Source organism: Actinoplanes sp. M2I2, from assembly GCF_023544445.1.
Classification (GTDB): Bacteria; Actinomycetota; Actinomycetes; order Mycobacteriales; family Micromonosporaceae; genus Actinoplanes.
Window position 1 is genome coordinate 599,424 of record NZ_JALPVJ010000001.1, and the last position, 18,460, is coordinate 617,883.

Annotated in this window: 15 protein-coding genes; 10 read left to right on the forward strand and 5 right to left on the reverse strand. The window is 70.9% G+C overall.

Annotated elements, in window-relative coordinates; translation table 11 throughout:
* Positions 1-96 precede the first annotated feature (96 nt).
* Together HJC40_RS02880 and HJC40_RS02885 are read left to right on the forward strand one after the other, a co-directional pair.
* On the forward strand, positions 97-546 hold the full coding sequence (locus HJC40_RS02880) for an NfeD family protein (protein WP_249998028.1): 450 nt from the start codon (positions 97-99) through the stop codon (positions 544-546).
* Positions 547-557: 11 nt separating this feature from the next.
* Positions 558-1,676: an SPFH domain-containing protein gene (locus HJC40_RS02885; RefSeq protein ID WP_249998030.1), complete on the forward strand. Its 1,119-nt coding sequence runs from the start codon at positions 558-560 to the stop codon at positions 1,674-1,676.
* A gap of 106 nt (positions 1,677-1,782) precedes the next feature.
* On the opposite strand, the gene HJC40_RS02890 is transcribed toward HJC40_RS02885, so the two are convergent.
* The 3 genes from HJC40_RS02890 to HJC40_RS02900 form a co-directional block, all read right to left on the reverse strand.
* Positions 1,783-2,595 (reverse strand): RNA methyltransferase, encoded by an 813-nt coding sequence (locus HJC40_RS02890; RefSeq protein ID WP_249998031.1) that lies wholly within the window; start codon positions 2,593-2,595, stop codon positions 1,783-1,785.
* Positions 2,596-2,600: 5 nt separating this feature from the next.
* Positions 2,601-3,188, reverse strand: coding sequence for a dihydrofolate reductase family protein (locus tag HJC40_RS02895; RefSeq protein ID WP_249998032.1), 588 nt, complete (start codon positions 3,186-3,188; stop codon positions 2,601-2,603).
* Positions 3,189-3,315: 127 nt separating this feature from the next.
* Positions 3,316-3,981, reverse strand: coding sequence for a hypothetical protein (locus HJC40_RS02900; RefSeq protein WP_249998033.1), 666 nt, complete (start codon positions 3,979-3,981; stop codon positions 3,316-3,318).
* Between the two features lie 149 nt (positions 3,982-4,130).
* On the opposite strand from HJC40_RS02900, the gene HJC40_RS02905 reads away from it, so the two are divergent.
* Both HJC40_RS02905 and HJC40_RS02910 read left to right on the forward strand, forming a co-directional pair.
* On the forward strand, positions 4,131-5,267 hold the full coding sequence (locus tag HJC40_RS02905; protein WP_249998034.1) for a MalY/PatB family protein: 1,137 nt from the start codon (positions 4,131-4,133) through the stop codon (positions 5,265-5,267).
* 2,205 nt (positions 5,268-7,472) lie between these two features.
* Positions 7,473-8,741 (forward strand): globin, encoded by a 1,269-nt coding sequence (locus HJC40_RS02910; RefSeq protein ID WP_249998035.1) that lies wholly within the window; start codon positions 7,473-7,475, stop codon positions 8,739-8,741.
* An 81-nt stretch (positions 8,742-8,822) separates the two neighbouring features.
* Here HJC40_RS02910 and HJC40_RS45995 read toward each other — a convergent pair whose 3' ends face one another.
* Both HJC40_RS45995 and HJC40_RS02920 read right to left on the reverse strand, forming a co-directional pair.
* Complete coding sequence (locus HJC40_RS45995) at positions 8,823-9,383, reverse strand: hypothetical protein (RefSeq protein WP_308200827.1); 561 nt, start codon at positions 9,381-9,383, stop codon at positions 8,823-8,825.
* A complete protein-coding gene (locus HJC40_RS02920; RefSeq protein ID WP_249998223.1) occupies positions 9,380-10,672 on the reverse strand; it encodes a hypothetical protein in 1,293 nt (430 codons plus the stop codon). The genes HJC40_RS45995 and HJC40_RS02920 overlap by 4 nt, the downstream gene beginning before the upstream one ends.
* A 78-nt stretch (positions 10,673-10,750) precedes the next feature.
* Here HJC40_RS02920 and murD point away from each other — a divergent pair, with 78 nt between their 5' ends.
* From murD to ngcE, 6 genes are all read left to right on the forward strand, one after another.
* Positions 10,751-12,100, forward strand: a complete 1,350-nt coding sequence (gene murD / locus HJC40_RS02925; RefSeq protein WP_249998036.1) for a UDP-N-acetylmuramoyl-L-alanine--D-glutamate ligase — start codon at positions 10,751-10,753, stop codon at positions 12,098-12,100.
* Between the two features lie 502 nt (positions 12,101-12,602).
* Positions 12,603-13,586, forward strand: a complete 984-nt coding sequence (locus HJC40_RS02930) for a MurR/RpiR family transcriptional regulator (protein WP_249998037.1) — start codon at positions 12,603-12,605, stop codon at positions 13,584-13,586.
* Positions 13,587-13,637: 51 nt separating this feature from the next.
* Positions 13,638-14,951 (forward strand): extracellular solute-binding protein, encoded by a 1,314-nt coding sequence (locus tag HJC40_RS02935; RefSeq protein ID WP_249998039.1) that lies wholly within the window; start codon positions 13,638-13,640, stop codon positions 14,949-14,951.
* A gap of 69 nt (positions 14,952-15,020) precedes the next feature.
* A complete protein-coding gene (locus HJC40_RS02940; protein ID WP_249998040.1) occupies positions 15,021-16,010 on the forward strand; it encodes a carbohydrate ABC transporter permease in 990 nt (329 codons plus the stop codon).
* The gene (locus HJC40_RS02945; RefSeq protein WP_249998041.1) at positions 16,010-16,930 is read left to right on the forward strand and encodes a carbohydrate ABC transporter permease; all 921 of its coding nucleotides are present in this window, start codon (positions 16,010-16,012) and stop codon (positions 16,928-16,930) included. The genes HJC40_RS02940 and HJC40_RS02945 overlap by 1 nt, the downstream gene beginning before the upstream one ends.
* A 49-nt stretch (positions 16,931-16,979) precedes the next feature.
* On the forward strand, positions 16,980-18,416 hold the full coding sequence (gene ngcE / locus HJC40_RS02950; protein ID WP_249998042.1) for an N-acetylglucosamine/diacetylchitobiose ABC transporter substrate-binding protein: 1,437 nt from the start codon (positions 16,980-16,982) through the stop codon (positions 18,414-18,416).
* Positions 18,417-18,460: the final 44 nt, after the last annotated feature.

An 18,460-nucleotide genomic window follows, 5' to 3' on the forward strand; every position in this document is an offset into this window, starting at 1 on the left:
CGAACCGGCCCCCGGCTTCCATGGCAGTTCGATGACATTTTCCGTGTGGGGGCACGGAGCGTCGCCGGACGTGCGCGCGCGTGTCACGATCGATGCGTGGAAGCGGTTCTCTGGATCGTGCTCGGCATCGCCTTGGCGATCGCCGAGGCTTTCACGGCCACATTTCTGATCATTTTCTTCGGGGTCGGGGCTTTCGCCGCGGCCGGCGCGGCCGCTCTCGGCGCGCCTCTCCTCCTACAAGTCATCGTCTTCGCCGTCGTCTCCGGCCTCTCGGTCACCGCCCTGCGGCCGATCATCCTCCGCCACGCCAAGCCGGCGATCGAGACGGGTGACACCCCGTTCGGCGTCGAGGCGCTCGAGGGCACCCAGGCCATGGTGCTGGAAGAGGTCGACGGCGCCCACGGCATGATCAAGATCGACGGCGAGCACTGGCAGGCCCGCTCGTTCGACGGCCACGAGAAATACCTGCCCGGCGAACGCGTCCGGGTCATCAAGGTCAACGGCGCCACGGCCATCGTGTGGCGCGACGATCTGCCCAACCTTTAGAGAGGGGTGCCATGGAAGCTGTAGTCGGCGTCCTCATCATCGTGATCGTGGTGTTCGCCATCGTCACGTTGCTTCGCTCCGTCCGCATCGTCCCGCAGCAGCGCATGGACGTGGTCGAACGGCTCGGCAAGTACAAGCGGACCCTGTCCCCGGGCCTCAACCTGCTGGTGCCGTTCGTCGACTCGGTGCGCAGCAAGGTGGACATGCGCGAGCAGGTGGTCTCGTTCCCGCCGCAGCCGGTCATCACGTCCGACAACCTGGTCGTGTCGATCGACACGGTGCTCTACTTCAAGGTCGTCGACCCGGTGCGGGCGACCTACGAGATCTCCAACTTCCTGCAGGCCATCGAGCAGCTCACGGTGACCACCCTGCGTAACGTCATCGGCTCGCTCGACCTCGAGCGCGCCCTGACCAGCCGCGAGGAGATCAACCGGCACCTCTCCACGGTGCTCGACGAGACCACCGGGCGCTGGGGCATCAAGGTCACCCGGGTCGAGATCAAGGCGATCGAGCCGCCGCCGAGCATCCGCGACTCCATGGAGAAGCAGATGCGCGCCGAGCGGGAACGACGCGCCACGATCCTGAACGCCGAGGGCCACAAGCAGGCGGCGATCCTCACCGCCGAGGGCGAGAAGCAGTCCCAGGTGCTGCGGGCCGACGGTGACCGCCAGGCCCGCATCCTGCAGGCCGAGGGCCAGGCCAAGGCGATCCGGACGGTGTTCGACGCCATCCACACGGCCAACCCGTCACAGAAGGTGCTGGCCTACCAGTACCTGCAGGCTCTGCCGCAGATCGCCAACGGCACGGCCAACAAGGTGTGGATCGTGCCGACCGAGCTGACCAAGGCCCTCGAGGGCATGGGCGGCGCGCTGGGCGGCCTGGCCAACATGGCGGGCGACATCCCGAAGTCCACGGTCGACTCGGCCGCGGTCGAGCGGGAGGCCTCGGAGGCGGCGGCGTCGGCCGCGGCCGAGGCACAGAAGGTCAACGACCAGGTACGGGTGGCCGAGGCTCAGGTCAGCGGCGACCAGGACAAGACGGCCGCACTGCCCGCGGCCGAGCCGATCCCACCGTCGGCCGCTCTCGGCGGCGCCGACTACAACGGCGTGGTCGACCGCGAACGCGCCTGACCTCACGCACAACGGCCGGCTCCGTCAGGGGCCGGCCGTTTCACGTCCCGGCACCGTCGCCGCTCTCACGCCTCCAGGTCGTCGCGTCCTGGCACCGTCGCCGCTCTCACGCCTCCGGGTCGTCACGGCCCAGCTCCCAGAAGGCGACGGCGGCCGCGGCGGCGATGTTGAGCGAGTCGACGTTGCGGCGCATCGGAATCTTGACGGGCACGTCGCTGGCCGCCAGCGCGTTCTTCGAGAGCCCGGGGCCCTCGGCGCCGAGCAGCAGCGCGGTCTTGCGCCGCTGCTCGCCGGTGAGCCGCTGCAGCGGCACCGCCCCGGCATCCGGCGTCAAGGCCAGGACGGTGAAGCCACTCCGGCGGAGCAGCTCCAGGCCGTCGGGCCAGGGCTCCAGGCGGGCGTACGGAACGGCGAACACCTCACCCATGCTGACCCGCACGCTGCGACGGTAGAGCGGATCGGCGCACGTCGGCGACAGCAGCACGGCGTCGATGCCCAGCGCGGCCGCGCCCCGGAACACGGCGCCGATGTTGGTGTGGTTGTTGACGTCCTCCAGCACGGCGACGCGGCGCGCGGTGGCGACGACCTCGCCGGCCGTGAGCAGCGGCGCCCGATGGAACGAGGCCAGGACGCCACGGTGCACGTGGAAGCCGGTGGCCTCCTCGAGCACGGCCGGGGTGGCCGCGTAGATCGGCGCGTCGCCGGGCAGGTCGGCCAGCTGATCGGTGCGTTTCTCGTCGATCAGGTAGGACCGCGGCCGATAGCCGGCTTTCAGCGCGCGGCGCAGCACCAGCTCGCCCTCGGCGATGAACAGCCCGTTGGGCGGCTCCCATCGGGTGCGCAGCTCGAGGTCGGTCAGGGCGCGGTAGTCGCCGAGCCGGTCGTCGCCGGGGTCGGTGATCAGATGGATCTCGGGCACGGCGCTCAGTCGACCCGGTAGGTCAGGTGGGTGGCGTGCCCGGACGCTCGCACGTGGATCTGGCGCAGCCCGCGCGGCACGGCGCCGTCGAACAGCGGGGTGCCCGAACCCAGCAGCACCGGGGCGAGATGCAGCCGCACCTCGTCGACCAGGCCCGCGTCGACGGCGCTCCGGACGACCGCGCCACCGCCCATGATGACCACGTCGCGATCGTCGGCCATGGCCCGGCCCTTGTCGACCGCGCTGCCGAGGCCGTCGACCACGAAGGTGAACCGGTCGGCCAGCCGCACGTGAGCCGGCGGGGTGCGGGTGACGACCAGGACGGGCGGCTCCGCGGCCAGGCCGGCGCCGTAGCCCATCTCGTCGCTCCAGCCGTCGGGGGCGTCGACGATGTCGAACAGGGTGCGGCCCATGATGACCACACCGGTGGCGTCGACCGTCTCGGCCTGGACGGCCCGGTCGATGGCGTCACCGTCGAGGGCCCAGGTGTGCAGCGCCTCGCCGCCGCGGCCGAGGCCCTGCCCGGGGCCGGGCTCGGGACCGGTCACGAATCCGTCGAGCGACACCGAGATGTCGGCGACCACCTTGGCCATGGCTGCTCCTTCCGGCCGATCCCGGGGTCTCCCGGGGCCGACTGCGAGCATGCCACTGGGGTCCGACATTCCGGTGCGGGGGCCTTCGGGGCCTTGGTGCTGCGGAGTATGGGTGCTGCGGGGTGTCTCAGTGCTTGGGGAGGAGCCGGCCGCCCGTCCAGGCCAGGCCTGTGCCCGCGGCGAGCAGCAGCAGGGCCCCCACCGCCGGCAGCGGGCGCTGGGCGTGCGCGCCGGCGCCGATGACCGCGGCGGCCAGCATGAGCAGCACGCCGTCGGCCGGGTTGACCAGCCCCGACCGGAAGACCGCCCAGCCGAGCAGCACCCAGCCCGCGCCGAGCGTGGCGGTGGCGCCCAGCTCGACCAGGCGCAACTGGTCGACCGTCAGCGCCGAGCCGGCCGCGGCCGTACCGGGCGGGAGGGCCATCAGCGGCAGGCTCAGCACGAACCCGGCCAGGCCGAGCAGCAGACCGACCAGGGCCGACCGGCGGGTGCGCGAGCCGGCGAGCAACCCGGCCAGCGCGATCATCGCGACCGCGGCCAGCCAACCGGCGGTCAGCGTCACCAGGAGGGGCCCGGTCGGCGCGTCCAGGCCCAGGGTGGTCCAACCGTGCAGCAGAGCCGCGACCGGCAGCGCCCACAGCGCCAGACGGGCATAGCGGCGGACACTCCAGACCCACACCGCTTCCCGTACGGGGAGAAGGGGCTCGTCCCGGGCCACGCCGGCGCCGCCGACCCACGCCGGGGCGACGCGCAGTGGCCGTCCACTGGCCGTCTGATGGTGGCTGATGCTCATGGCTCCGCCTCGTGTGGGCTCAAGCCGAGCGGCCCGGGGGCAACCGTCGGAATCCTGCGTGCAGCCTCCCAGAGCCCGGCCCGACTCGCAGTCGATTCACAGAAAACTTCCGCCGGGAAACTGTCGGAGCCGAGGTGCAGGATGTCGGCATGAACGCGGAACTGACTGTCCCCCCGCTGTCCGACCTCCGGCTGCGCCGCAGCGTCAAGTGGCGCACCTTCCCCGGCGACGTGCTGCCGCTGTTCGTCGCCGAGATGGACTATGCGCTGGCCCCGCCGGTCGCGGCGGCGCTCACCGAGGCCGTCGCGCGCGGTGACGCCGGCTATTCGACACCCGGTCCCGAGCTCGGCCGGGCCTTCGCCGGGTTCGCCGCCCGGCGGTGGGGATGGGAGCCCGATCCCGGCCGGGTCCTCCCGGTGACCGACGTCGGTGTCGGGGTCGTCGAGCTGCTGCGGCAGCTGGTCCGTCCCGGCGATCCGGTGGTGATCAGCCCGCCGGTCTATCCGCCGTTCTTCGACTGGGTGCCCGAGGCCGGCGGCCGGGTCGTCGAGGTGCCCCTGGCCGCCGGCCGGCTCGACCTGGCCGGGCTCGAGGCGGCGTTCGCCACCCATCCGGCGGCCTACCTGCTGTGCAACCCGCACAATCCGGTCGGCCGGGTGCACACGCCCGACGAGTTGGCCGAGCTGGTCCGGCTCGCCCTGCTCCATGAGGTGCCGATCATCAGCGACGAGATCCACGGCGCCCTGGTGCTGCCCGGGGCGAGCTTCACGCCGCTGCTCTCGGTGCCCCGCGCGGATCAGACAGCGCTGAGCGTGGTGTCGGCCAGCAAGGCGTTCAACGTGGCCGGGCTCAAGTGCGCCGCCGTCGTGGCCGCCTCGACCCGGATGGCCCAGATCGTCGAACGGCTGCCCCGCGAGGTCACCGAACGCACCGGGCACCTCGGCCTGCTCGCCTCCGTGGCCGCCTTCGAGGAGGGCGACTCCTGGCTCGAGGCGCTGATCACGACGCTGGCGGCCCGTCGCGAGCAACTCGGCGGGCTGCTGGCGTCCCGGTTGCCCGCGGTGCGGTGGACCCCGCCCGAGGCGACCTATCTGGCCTGGCTCGACGCCTCGGCGTGGGGGCGCGACGCCGAGCCGCGCGACCGGTTCCTCGACGACGCCCTGGTCGCGCTCGAGCCGGGCACCAGGTTCGGGGCGGTCGGCTCGGGGCATGTCCGCCTCAACTTCGCCACGAGCCCGGAAATCCTCGACGAGGCGGTGAGCCGCATGTCCGCCGTATCGGTCTGAAAGCTCCACCGCGTCGTCGCGCTCGTTTCCGCGCTTCCGGGTTGACCTTCGACGGCGCCGGCCACTTGTGCGGCGGTTGTCCGGACGGGCGTCGTCGGCCGACGGTGAAGCGGTGCTCTGATCGACGTGTTCTGTCGGCGGGCGACGGCTTCGACAGTCGCGGCCACCACCAGCCCACCCGCTGCGAGCGGATTCGTCCGAGCACCGCACGCGCCGGCCAGGCAGTGCCGGCCGGTCCGGTGCACCGTTTCGGCCATGATGTGAGCGCCGCGTGATCCGGTGGCGCGACGGGTGTTCCGGTTCCGGCACGTTTCCTGAGGGGACGCGCGAGGCCGGTGGTCCGGTTGGGGTTGTGCTGTCTTCCGGTCGAGCGGCGCGGCGCGGCGTCCGGACGTACGGTTGTACTGGTCGATCGATCCGCCGAACGGGGGTGTGCCAGTGTCGTCCGGATCAGGCTCGGGTTCCGCCGCGGATCAGCATCTGATGGCCCTGCTGCGCGCGATCCGCTTGCGCCAGGCCGCCCCCGACGCGGTCGCCGCGGGTATCGCGGACACCGTCGAGGCCCTCCGCGAGCAGGCCGAGACGGGCCCGTCCGTGCTGCCGCCGGTCGAGCCACGGGAGGCGCTGCCCCCGGGCCCCGCACGGTTCGGTCTGCCCACCGGGCCTTCCCACCACGACCCGGCCACGACCGGCCAACCCCTGCGCCCGCGCTGGGCTTCGCCCACCGCAAACCACCCCGGCGCCGCTCCACCGACCGAGAACCGCCCCGGCGCTGTCCCGCCGGCCGCGAACCATCCCGGCGCCGCTCCGTCGACCGGGAACCGTCCGGGCGCCGCCTCGCCGATCGCGAACCATCCCGGCGCTGCTCCGCCGATCGGGAACCGTCCTGGCGCCGCCTCGCCGATCGGGAACCGTCCTGGCGTCGTCTCGCCGACCGCGAACCACCCCGGCGCCGCTCCGCCGACCGCGGCCCAACCCGATGCCGGCGAGCCCAGCCCACACGGGCCCGGATCCGACCGGCCCGTCGCGGGTCGGATGGGCGCTGACCGTTCTGGCGCGGATGGCCCTGTCCTGGGTCGGCCGGGAGCTGCTGAGGTCGGCGTCGATCGGGCGGGCGCGGGCCCGACCGGTCGGTCCTCGGGGGGAGCCGAGTCGGCTTCGGCTGGAGCTGGTGTGCCGTCCGACGAGGCGGGGCCGACACCGGGGCGCTCGTTCTGGGAGCGGCGTTCGGTGCGAGCCGTTCCGCCGGCGTTGAGGCGTGAGCGTTTGACTGGCGGGCCTGGCACTTCATCTGGCGGCCCGCGAGCTTTGCCGGGCGGATCCGGTGGCGACCTGGGAGCTTTGCCGGGCGGATCCGGCGCCCTGCCCGGTGAGCCTGAGGCGTTGCCTGACGGGTCTGGCGGCGGGAGCGCCGGAACGCGCGCCGCCCCCGGCCCGGCCGAGACGGCGAGGCGGCCGTGGATGCCGGCGATCGACCCGACGCGGCCGAGCGGCCGGAACCTGCCCGCACCGGTGCCGCCGCGTGAAGTGCCGCACGAGGATGTCGGCCTGCCGTCGGCCGAGGGCCTTCGCGCGCCGGTGGAGGCTGCCCGATCCGGCGACGAGTCCGGCCTGGCGATGACGTCTCGGGATGACGCCGCCGGTCACTCCGGGGGCCACCGAGGCAGGACCGGCACGGAGCCGTCGGCGTCGGACGAGGTCGAGCGGCACGTGTGGGGTCACGAAGCGTCGATGTCACCGGAGGCGGTTGCGGTCCGTGAGGGTGGCGGGCGGCCCGGCAGGGCGTTGATGTCGCCCGAGGATGCCGCTCGTGAGATCGAGGCGCGTGGCCGTGAGGGTGCTTCGGGCAAGGCGTTGATGTCGCACGAGGATGTTGCCCGTGCGGACGAGGCGCGTGCTCCCGGCCAGGCTTTGATGGTGCCGGAGGACTCTGCGCGTCGTGCGGTCGTCCGTGCCGGTGAAGGACGGCCCGGCAACGCGGTGACGACGCCCGAGGAAGCTGGGCGTTATGCCGACGTCGAGGCGGTGGGCAAGCCGAGCCGTAACCAGTTCGCGGGGCTTCCGGGGCGGCGGGCCGAAAGGGTGGTCCGGCCGGTTGCTGAGCCGTGGGCGCCGGAAGGGCCGGAGTTCGAGGCGGGGCCCCGGCCCGAGTGGGCGGCCGGGGGCAGGGTGCGGGATGACCGCGTACGGGATGAGGGTGGGTTCTTGCAAGGCGATGCTCAGCGGGACGGTGGCGCGCACGCCACCCGGGCGGCCGGAGCGCCGGCGCCGCGGTTGCCGGGGTTCGACCTGCCGCACGTCATGCCGCCGATGGTGTCGCGGAGCCCGGGCGCGGGGGACGGGATGGACCCGGCCGACGACGCGCTCCTGCGGCAGACGCAACGGCTGCTGAGCACCAGTCTGACCTTCGCCGGCGGGCCCGTCGAAGTGGCCGAGCGGCTGCGGGTCGCCCTGTTGCAGGCGCATCCCTCGCTGATGGCGGCGCTGCCGGGCGGCCCGGCGACGCGGACGGCGCAGCTCGCGCGGGCCCTGACCTGGCTGGTGCACCACCTCGACCGGCCACCCGTGCTGGTCGAGGGGACCGGACGGCTCGGGGCGGCGCTGGCCGCGTGCGAGATCGAGCCGGGCCGGATGCATCTGGTCGGCGCGGCGCTGGCCGAGGCGATGCGGGCCGGCATGGCGCCGGGGCAGTGGCGGCAGGACTTCGATCTGGCCTGGCGGTCGACCTGGCAGCACGTGTACGAGTGGATCTCGCACGGCGCGGCGCGCGCCGCCTACGACCCGCCGGTGTGGGACGCGACCGTGGTGATGCACGAGCGCCGCCGGCCCGACCTGGCCGTGGTGCGGCTGCGGCCGGAGCTGCCGATGCCGTTCCGGCCGGGGCAGTTCGCGCGGATCCAGGTGCCCGAGCTGCCCGCGATCTGGCGACCCTACTCGCTGGCCGGGGCACCGCGCCGCGACGATCTGGTCGAGCTGCACGTGCGGGCCAAGACGACGTCCGGGGTGAGCGCCGCCCTGGTGTACCGCACGAACGTCGGCGATCGCGTGCGCCTGAGCCGGGCCGAGGGCGCGATGACCCTGCCCGACGAGCCCGGCCGCAACCTGCTGATGATCGCCGGCGACACCGGTGTGGCACCCCTCAAAGCCCTGCTCACCGAGCTGGCCGACACCGGGGACCCGCGCTCGGCCGTCCTCTTCTGGGGCGTCCGCGATCTCGGCGAGCTCTACGACATCGACGAGATCGCCGAGACGGCCCGCGCCGCGCGCCGGGCCACCGTGGTGCCGGTCGTCTCCGAGGGCGACCCCGGACCGTACGCCTCCGGCCTGGTCACCGACGCGGTGGCGGCCTACGGCGAGTGGTCCGACCACGAGGTCTACCTGGCCGGCCCGCCCCTGATGCTGACGGCCACGAGCCTGGCCCTGCAACAACTCGGCGTAGCCCCGGAACGCATCCACCACGACGCGCCGGAGTAGTACGCCAAGGCGCGGCCGGCAGACCGATTTGCTCCGTCTCGCCCGGCCGGACCCCGGCAGGTGGAAGGCGGGACAAGGCGCCTACTCCGCGGGCGGGACCTTGTAGCCGGCGACGGAGGGCCACCGGACGGTGAGGACAACGGTGTCCTCCTCCTCGGCCAGCCAGGAGTGGTCGACGCCGCGACCCCACACGACGTAGTCGCCGGGTTCGGTGAGGACCACCGTGCGGTCCGGGAACTCCATGTGGAAGCGGCCTCTGATCAGGACCAGCAGGGCGGTGCGTTCCTCGCCGGTCACCCATCGGGCGCGGCGGTCGCCCTTGGGGTGGCGGCCCCACTTGATCTCGACGGCGGCGCTGTGCCGGGGATCGTCCGCGGGGCGGAAGTGTCCCAGCAGCCAGCCCTGCTCCTCGGGCGCGTCGAGGTCGGCCTTGCCGACGTAGACGGCACCCGCCCCGAGCTCGGTCGGGACGGAGGGGGCACCCGCTCCGAGCTCGGTCGGGACGGAGGAGGCACCCGCCCCGAGCTCGGTCGGGACGGAGGACGCACCCGCCCCGAGCTCGGTCGTGGCGTCGTCGGCCCCAGGCTTCGTCTCGGCGTGGACGGCGCCTGCCTGGGGGTCGTTCGTGGTCCGGTCGGTCATAGCGCGTCGGTGAGGATCTTGGCGTAGGTGGGCGGGACGTAGGCGGGGCCGCCGGGGGTCAGGACGTCGTCGCGGGAGGCGGCGGCCCAGGCCTCGGGGGGTACGGCGGCGCGCAGCGCGACCAGGACCGGCGCGTCGTCGTCGAGCATCGACAGGGCGACCAGCGACTCCTCGACCTCGCCGACGCACTCGAACGGCTTGTGGGCGTCGATGCCGAGCAGCTCCAGGAAACCGGGGACCTGGGCGGTGTCGGCGAACAGGTCGTGACCGAAGATCCGGGTCAGCCGGGTGCGGTCCATCGCGGGCGCCATCGCCAGGAAGACGAAGCGGCACTTCGGGCAGTCGCCGCACCAGCGGACCGTCGGGTCGTGCAGCTTGAAGGCCTTGTTGCAGCTTGTCACCACGTCGTCGTACTGGGTGTGACGGGCGAACAGCTGCGCGATGTGCAGCTCGGACAGCGAGCGCAGCAGCGAGAAGTACGGCTCGGTCAGGCCCGCGTGGGCGGTCACCGCGGCGCGCAGCAGACCCTCGGCCTCGACGCCCTTGGACCACTGATGGTTGACCTCGTGACCGTTCCAGATCAGGTTGGGGTCGGACGCCGAGCGCTCGTTGGACATCACCACCGGGCCGAGCCCGTGCCACACCGCGGTGGCGATCGCGATCAGCGAGTTGATCGCGGTGACCGGGATGTGACCGTTGAGCGCGCCGGCCTTGTTGAGCTCGAACAGGCTCGGGTCGAGCTTGCGGCGGGCGGCCAGCGCGGGCAGGCCCGAGGCGGCGTTCACGTTCTGGATCACCGGGTTGGGGTTGACCGAGAACGGCACCGGGTCGAGCCCGGCCGCGCGCAGGATCTCGAGCGTGACGATCGAGTCCTTGCCGCCGCCGACCGCCGACAGCGGCCGGGCCTGGCTGTTGTCGACCGGCTCGGTCACCGGGACGTCGCCTTCCGGCACCTCCAGGACCAGGTCCAGGACGTGGGGGAGCTGATTGCGGTACGCGTACTCGGCCATGCCCTTGGTGTAGATCGCGGTGAAAAAATCGGCCACGGCCGGGGCCACCGGCTGGGGAGCCACCACGCGGGCCGGGGCACCGACCTTGAAGTAGCTGACCCCGGCGACCACGTGCAGCAGATCGAGGACGCGGCCCAGAGCCACCGGGACCTCGTGGTCGCCGTCGGGGACCGGCAGCGTGATCGTCTCGGTGAAGTGCAGCGGGTCGGGGCCGTCGAGCACGTAGTCGAACGTCACCACCCCGGTCGCGGGGTCGAGGGCGTACGAAGGGAAGCGCATGACGTCGAACTGCACCCGGGAACTCCTGTCTGAGGATCGACCGGCAATACTAGTGCGACTCGTCGAAGAGGAGAGAACGTGCGCCTGGCTGACCTCAAAGGGCGATCCGTGGCGGTCTGGGGCACGGGCCGCGAGGGCCGCGCCGCGGTGACCGCGATCGCGCCGCACGGGCCGTCCCGCCTGATCGCGGTCGACGACAGCGCGAACTTCCTGTCGGTCGCGTGGGAGGGCGAACTCGCCGCCCAGGCCCCGCTGGCCGGCGGCGACCACGCGTTCGCGGCGCTGGTCACGGCCGACGTCGTGGTGCGGTCGCCGGGCGTGCCGCAGACCCACCCGTGGATGGCCGAGCTGCGCGGCCGCGGTGTCACGGTCACCGGGGGCAGCGCCCTGTGGATGGCCGATCACGCCGCGCGCACGATCGGCGTCACCGGCAGCAAGGGCAAGAGCACGACCTCGAGCCTGATCAGCCACCTGCTGGCGGCGGTCGGCCGGCCCAACGTCTTCGGCGGGAACATCGGGGTGCCGCTGCTCGATCTGCCCGACGCGCCGCAGTACGTCCTGGAGCTGTCGAGCTACCAGTGCGCCGACCTGACCGACTCGCCCCACGTCGCGGTCGTGACCTCGCTCTTCCCCGAGCACCTGGACGCGCACGGCGGCGAGCGGGAGTACTACCGCGACAAGCTCAACCTGCTGCGGCACGGACCGGAAATGATCGTCGTGAACGGCGCCGACGAGCGGCTGCGCGACGAGATCCGGGGAGTGACCGACGCGAACGGTTTCCCGCCCGTCCCGGCCGCCGCCGACGATTCGCGGTTCCGGGTCGAGGGCGAGCTGGTCTACTGCTCCGACGAGCCTCTCTTCCCGCGCGCGACGCTGCGGCTCAAGGGCGCGCACAACGGTCGCAACCTGTGCGTGGCCCTGGCCGTGCTCGACGGGCTGGGCATCGACGTCCCGGGCCGCAAGGACACCCTGGCCGCCGCGGTCGCGTCGTTCGAGGGCCTGCCGCACCGGCTCACCGAGATCGCCGACCCGTCCGGTCTCACCTTCGTCGACGACACGCTCTCCACGAGCCCGTATTCGGCCATGCACGCCATCGACGCGTACGCCGACCGGCCCCTCACGGTCCTGCTGGGCGGCACCGACCGCGGTCTCGACTACACACCGCTGCGGCACTTCCTGGCCGAGCGTGAACTGACCGTGATCGGCATTCCCGACAGCGGTCCCCGCATCCTGGCCGAGCTGGCCGGTCTGCCGGGTGTCACCACCGCGGTCGCCGACGACCTGGCCGATGCCGTACGCCGGGCGCGCGAGCTGACCCCGCCGGGTGGCGTGGTCCTGTTGTCGCCGGCTGCCCCCAGCTACGGCCAGTTCCGCAATTTCGAGCACCGCTCCGAGGCCTTCGCCGCGGCCATCGAGGCGACCGCCTGACCGCAGCCCGGCCCGGGTTGCCGCCACGCTCGCCCGCGTAGGCGGGCCACGCTCGCCCGCGTACGCGGGAAGCACCGTCGAAACCAGCCGCAGCGCCGTCGAGGCAGCGCTGCCGAACAGTGCTGTCCCAGCAGCGTGCAAGGCCTTCAGTGCAGACGTGACGTCCGTACGGGAAAGGTCTTGATCTTGTTTCCGACGTAAAAACCGCGTTTCACAACCGCCAAGAGATGGTCCGTCCGGACCACCACGGCTCAGCTGATCGGTCGGCCGGCCTCCGTAAAGAGGCCGATGGCAAAACGGTACGAATCACCGCATGTGATGGCTGTCACGCCGTAAAGAACATTTCCGGATCGATGGCCGTCAAGCGGTACCGCCGTAACACGCGTTCATCTGCGCAGGTCAGGTAACGGTTTGAAAACTTCGCCCAACTCCTTGACACAGAGGGGCTGTTAGTAAGAACTTTTACCGCGACAGTAAACACTGTTTCCTGAAAGGGTGACCAATGAGCGAGCCGGAGATGGACGGCGCCGCGTCGACCGCGGTCGTCGACCCCCTGGTTCCGCGGGCCGGGGTCACCACCAGCCACAACCATGGCGGGCAGCTGAACTCGGACGGCGTTCTGGCCCGGGTGCGGTCGATGCTGCCGGAGTTCACGGGGGCGCTGCGCCGCGTCGCCGAGCACGTGCTGACCGACCCGGCCGCCGCCTCCCGGGCGACCATCGTCGAGCTGGCCGAGCGCAGCGGCACCTCGCCGGCGACCATCACCCGGTTCTGCCGGGCGCTCGGTTTCGACGGGTACGCCGACCTGCGCCTCGGCATCGCGGCGGAGACCGGGCGGGCCCGTTCCGCCGGGTGGACCGTCGACATCGGGCGGGAGATCCAGCCCAGCGACCCGCTCGAGCGGGTCCTCGGCCAGATCATGGCCGCCGACACCCAGGCCATGCACGACACGGCCGCGCTGCTCGACCTCTCCGAGGTCGAGCGGGCCGCGGCTGCGATCGCCGCGTCGGCTCGGGTCAACATCTTCGGCGCCAGCGGAAGCGCGCTGGTCGGCGAGGAAATGCAGTTCAGCCTCCACCGCATCGGGGTGCCGGTCTGGGCCTGGACCGACGTGCACAACGGTCTGGCCAGCGCCGCGCTCTCGCGTCCCGGCGACGTCGCGCTCGGCATCTCGCACAGCGGGGCGACCGGCGAGACGATCGAGATGCTCGCCGAGGCGAGCAGCCGGGGCGCCACCACCATCGCCCTGACCAGCTTCCCGCGCTCGCCGCTGGCCGAGCTGGCCGACATCACCCTCCTCACCGCAACCCAGGCGACCACCTTCCGGCCGGACGCGCTCAGCGCCCGTCACCCGCAGCTGGTGGTCCTCGACCTTCTCTACGTCGCCGTCGCGCAGCGGACCCACGAACGTTCGCACGCCGCCTTCCAGCGCACTGCACAGGCCGTACACGGTCACAAGGCGGTCAAGGACGGCAGCACCACCTGAGCTCCACCCCCCACCTGAAACCTGTGCAAGACATAACTCCCTGGAGGAAGCGTGAAGCGCAAGATCGCGGCCGCCGCGGCCATCGCTGCGACGCTGCTCGGCGCCGCAGCCTGCGGCTCGAACGACGAAGACGCCCCTACCACCTCGGCTTCCGGCAAGGTCGACGGCACCGGCAAGACCCTCAAGGTCTGGCTGATGGTCGACGCTCAGACCGCCTGGAAGAGCGTCGTCGACGACGCGAGCAAGCGGTTCACCGACGCCACCGGCGCACAGGTCAACGTCGAGTACCAGCAGTGGGCCAACCACCTGACCAAGCTGGACGCGACCCTGGCCGGCAGCGACGTTCCCGACGTCGTCGAGCTGGGCAACACCGAGTTCCCCAAGTACGTCTTCAGCGGCGCGTTCGGGGCGATCAACCCGGCCGACTACGAGAACTCGGGCTCCTGGCTGCAGGGCCTCAAGGGCGCCTGTGACTTCGAGGGCCAGACCTACTGCGTGCCCTACTACGCCGGCGCGCGCGTGCTGATCTACCGCACCGACCTGCTCAAGAAGGCCGGCATCGCCGAGGCCCCCAAGACGTACGACGAGTTCCTGTCGGCCGCCGACAAGGTGCAGACGGCCGAGAAGGCCAACAGCAAGTTCGGCGCCGTCTACATGCCGGGCCAGTACTGGTACGCGGCGATGAGCTGGGTCAAGTCGACCGGTGGCGAGATCGCCAAGCAGGACGGCGACAAGTGGGTCGGCCAGCTCTCACAGCCGGCCTCGATCGAGGGCCTGCAGCGCTGGGTCGACCTGGCCAAGAAGTACTCGAAGGCCGACCCCACCAAGAACGAGAACGACCAGGCCAACACGTTCGCCCAGGGCACCGCGGCGATGTTCTACGGCAACGCCTGGGAGCAGGGCTCGGCCGAGGAGACCAAGAAGGACCCCAACGACCCGAACTCGCCGCTGGTGGCGACCAAGGTCAAGGGCAAGCTGGCCGCCGCGCCGATGCCGGAGATCCCGTCGTTCCTGGGCGGCTCGAACCTCGGCATCCCCGAGAAGAGCCAGAACAAGGAACTGGCCGCCCAGTGGGTCAAGGCCTTCACCGACAGCACCTCGATGGCCGGGCTGGTCAAGGCCAACGCGCTGCCGAACGCGACCGCGCTGCTCGACAAGGCGGCCGCGGACAACCCGAAGATCGCGCCGGCCGCGCTGGCCGCGAAGAACAGCTGGTTCCCGCCGAACGCCGAGAAGTGGGCCGACGTCGAGAAGGGCGCGGTGCTGCAGACGATGCTGACCGACATCCTGACCGGCAAGAAGTCGGTGGCTGACGGGGCCAAGTGGGCCGACGAGCAGCTCAACTCGACGCTCAACGAGAGCTGACATCCGCCGGGCTGCCCGCCTTTGCCAGAGGCGGGCAGCTCGCCCACCCCCTTCAGAGAGGGAAAGCCGATGTCCGTCGTCGACTCCCCGGCGACCCGACGGTCGAGCGACCCCGGCCGGTCGCAGCAGAACCGGGTCACCGGTCACGCCGCCCCCAAGCGCCGCCGGCGCGAGAACGGCCGTACCCCGTGGCTGCTCGCCCTACCCGCACTCCTGCTGATCGCCGGCCTGCTGGGTTACCCGCTGGTCCGGATGGTCGTCCTGTCCTTCCAGAACATGCGCCTGCGCGAGCTGCTCAGCGGGCGCACGCCCCCGTGGGTCGGCTTCGACCAGTACACCCGAGTGCTCTCCGACGGCGTCTTCTGGGCGGTCGTCGGGCGTACGGTGGCCTTCACGTTCGTCTCGGTCCTGATCTCCGTGCTGTTCGGCCTGAGCATCGCGCTGCTGATGCGCCGGGTCAGCCGCGGCGTCCGCCTGTTCATGGTCGTCGCCATGATGTTCGTGTGGGCCCTGCCGCAGCTGGTCGCGGCCCAGATCTTCCGATGGATGACCGACTCCGACTTCGGTGTCGTGAACTACCTGATCGACAAGCTGCCGGGCGTGAACTACCAGAACCACAGCTGGTTCGTGAACCCCTGGCAGGGCTGGGGCGTCATCACCATGCTGGTGGTGTGGGCGGGCATCCCGTTCCTGGCGATCACGCTCAACGCCGGCCTGACCCAGGTGCCCAAGGAGCTGCTCGAGGCGGCCACGGTCGACGGCGCCACCCCCTGGCAGGCGCTGCGCACCATCGTCCTGCCGATCCTGAAGCCGCTGATCATGATCGTCACCACGCTCTCGGTGATCTGGAACTTCGGCCTGTTCACCCAGGCCTGGGTGCTGCGTGACGGCCACCCGGAGCCCCAGTTCCAGACGCTCGCGACCTACTCGTACACGCAGGCGTTCGGTCAGTCCCGCTACAGTCTCGGCTCGGCCATCGCGGTGATCACCGTGCTGCTGATGCTCGGCGTGATGATTTTCTACATCCGGCAGATGTTCAGGATCGGAGAGGTGGACTGATGGTCGCTCCCGCAGCGAGGCCCGCTCCCGCGCCGGCCTCCACCGTCCCCCTCCGGCGCCGCCGGGCCAAGCCCGACGACGGCGTCGTCACCGTCGGCCGCAGCCGGACCGGCACCGTCCTGGCCAACACGGCCGGCGTCGTCTTCTCGGTGCTGATGCTCTTCCCGGTCTACTGGGTGCTGAACACCGCGTTCAAGCCGGCCGACGAGGTGCTGGCGCTGGAGCCGACGTTCTGGCCCACCAGCCCGACCCTCGACAACTTCATCTCCGCCTTCAAGGCCCCGCTGTTCCTCACCGACATGCTCAACGGCGTCATCGTCACGCTGCTCGCGGTGGCCGGCGCCCTGGTCGTGGGGTTCCTCGGGGCGTTGTCGATCGCGCGGTTCTCGTTCTACGGCCGCAAGGCGATCATCCTGGTCGTGCTCGTGGTGCAGCTCATCCCGTTCCTGTCGTTGCTCATCCCGCTCTTCCTCATGCTGCAGAGCGCGAACTTGACCAACAGTTTGATCGGTGTGAGCATCACCTACCTCGTGCTGATCCTGCCCTACACCGTCTGGACGCTTCGCGGCTTCATCTCCGGCATCCCCCGGGAGCTGGACGAGGCGGCGATGATCGACGGCTGCACCCGGGCCCAGGTCTTCTGGCGCATCATCCTGCCGCTCACCGGCCCCGGACTGGTGGCCACGAGCGTCTACGGCTTCATCCAGGCCTGGAACGAATTCATCATCATCAACACGCTCAACAGCCCGGACAAGCAGAATCTGATGGCCTGGCTGCTGCAGAACCAGACAACGCGCGGTACCGCCTGGGGGCCCCTCATGGCAGGTGCGATCATCACCTCGATTCCCGTGGTGATCTTCTTCCTCATCATCCAGCGCAATATCGCCACCGGCCTCACCGCCGGCGCCGTCAAGGGATGATCAGGACTCAACACCGGTAAGGCAGTACGGCAAGCACTGAGGAGATGCTGTGACCGACATATTCACCAAGCCCGAGCTGGACCGTCGTACGCTGCTGCGTCGCGCGGCTGCCGTCGGTCTGCTGGCCACCCCCGCCGTGGGCATGCTCAGCGCCTGCGTAGGCAGCTCCGAGGAGGACGCCCCGGAGCAGGCCACCGGTACGAAGTCGGCGGACAACCCGCTCGGCATCGACCCGAAGGCCGGCGTCGAGATCGTGATCTTCAACGGCGGCCTGGGCACCGACTACGCCACCAAGGTGGACACGCCGCTGTTCAACAAGAAGTGGCCGGAAGCCAAGATCACGTACTCGCAGGCCGAAGAGATCTCGACGGTCATCCAGCCCCGCATCAACGCCGGCAGCCCGCCCGACATGATCAACAACTCGGGCTCGAAGCTGATGGACTTCGGCGCGCTGGTCAAGGCCGGCCAGGCGGCCGAGCTGACCGACCTGTTCGCGGCGCCGTCGCTCGACATCCAGGGCAAGACCGTGGCCGACACGCTGGTGCCGGGCGCGATCGAGCAGGGCAGCTACAACGGCAAGCCGTACGCGGTGAACTACTCGTACACCGTCTTCGGTCTCTGGTACAACGCCGCGCTGTTCAAGAAGAACAACTGGACCCCGGCCACCAACTGGACCGAGTTCACCGCGCTTCTCGACAAGATCAAGGCCGCCGGCATCACGCCGTTCGGCTACGCGGGCGCGAACGCGTCGTACTACATGGTGCGGGCCATCCTCACCAGCGCCGGCAAGATCGGCTCCGAGCAGGTTCTCAAGGACATCGACAACCTGAAGCCGGGCGCCTGGACGAACGACGCCATCAAGCAGGCCGCCGCGGCCTGGGCGGGCATCGGCCAGAAGTACATCAACAAGACGTTCCTCGGCCTGCGCCACACCGAGGTCCAGCTCCAGCAGAACCAGGACAAGGTCGCGTTCTACCCCTGCGGCTCCTGGCTCGAGAACGAGCAGGCCAAGGACACCCCGGCCGGCTTCGAGTACGCGCTCGCCCCGTACCCGAGCGTCACCAGCGCCGACCAGCTCCCGGCGACCGCGATCAACGCGGCCGCCGGCGAGATCTACTTCGCCGCCGCCAAGGGCAAGAACCCCCAGGGCGGCAAGGAGTACCTGCGCACCATGCTCTCCAAGGAGGCGGCGCTGGAGTTCACGAAGCTCACGAAGTCGCTCACCGTGGTCGCGGGCGCGGCCGACGGCCAGACCATCTCTCCCGGTCTGACCAGCGCCAACGACGCGGTGACGAAGGCCGGCAAGGACATCTTCATGGGCTACCTGTTCGACACCTGGTACAAGAAGCTCGACGACGAGTCCCGCGCCGCCGCCAACGACCTGATGTTCAAGGACTACGACGCGGCGAAGTTCTGCGACCGGATGGAGAAGGCGTCCCAGGCTGTCGCCAAGGACTCCTCCGTCACCAAGTTCACCCGCAGCTGATCGCCAAGTAACCCGCACCTAGCAACAAGGCAGGACGGTAGACG

Excerpts from the sequence above, each read along its gene's own strand:
- HJC40_RS02885 (WP_249998030.1), top strand. The coding sequence starts at position 558 with ATGGAAGCTGTAGTCGGCGTCCTCATCATCGTGATCGTGGTGTTCGCC.
- HJC40_RS02895 (WP_249998032.1), bottom strand. The coding sequence starts at position 3,188 with ATGGCCAAGGTGGTCGCCGACATCTCGGTGTCGCTCGACGGATTCGTG.
- HJC40_RS02900 (WP_249998033.1), bottom strand. The coding sequence starts at position 3,981 with ATGAGCATCAGCCACCATCAGACGGCCAGTGGACGGCCACTGCGCGTC.
- HJC40_RS02905 (WP_249998034.1), top strand. The coding sequence starts at position 4,131 with ATGAACGCGGAACTGACTGTCCCCCCGCTGTCCGACCTCCGGCTGCGC.
- HJC40_RS45995 (WP_308200827.1), bottom strand. The coding sequence starts at position 9,383 with ATGACCGACCGGACCACGAACGACCCCCAGGCAGGCGCCGTCCACGCC.
- HJC40_RS02920 (WP_249998223.1), bottom strand. The coding sequence starts at position 10,672 with ATGCGCTTCCCTTCGTACGCCCTCGACCCCGCGACCGGGGTGGTGACG.
- HJC40_RS02930 (WP_249998037.1), top strand. The coding sequence starts at position 12,603 with ATGAGCGAGCCGGAGATGGACGGCGCCGCGTCGACCGCGGTCGTCGAC.
- HJC40_RS02940 (WP_249998040.1), top strand. The coding sequence starts at position 15,021 with ATGTCCGTCGTCGACTCCCCGGCGACCCGACGGTCGAGCGACCCCGGC.
- HJC40_RS02945 (WP_249998041.1), top strand. The coding sequence starts at position 16,010 with ATGGTCGCTCCCGCAGCGAGGCCCGCTCCCGCGCCGGCCTCCACCGTC.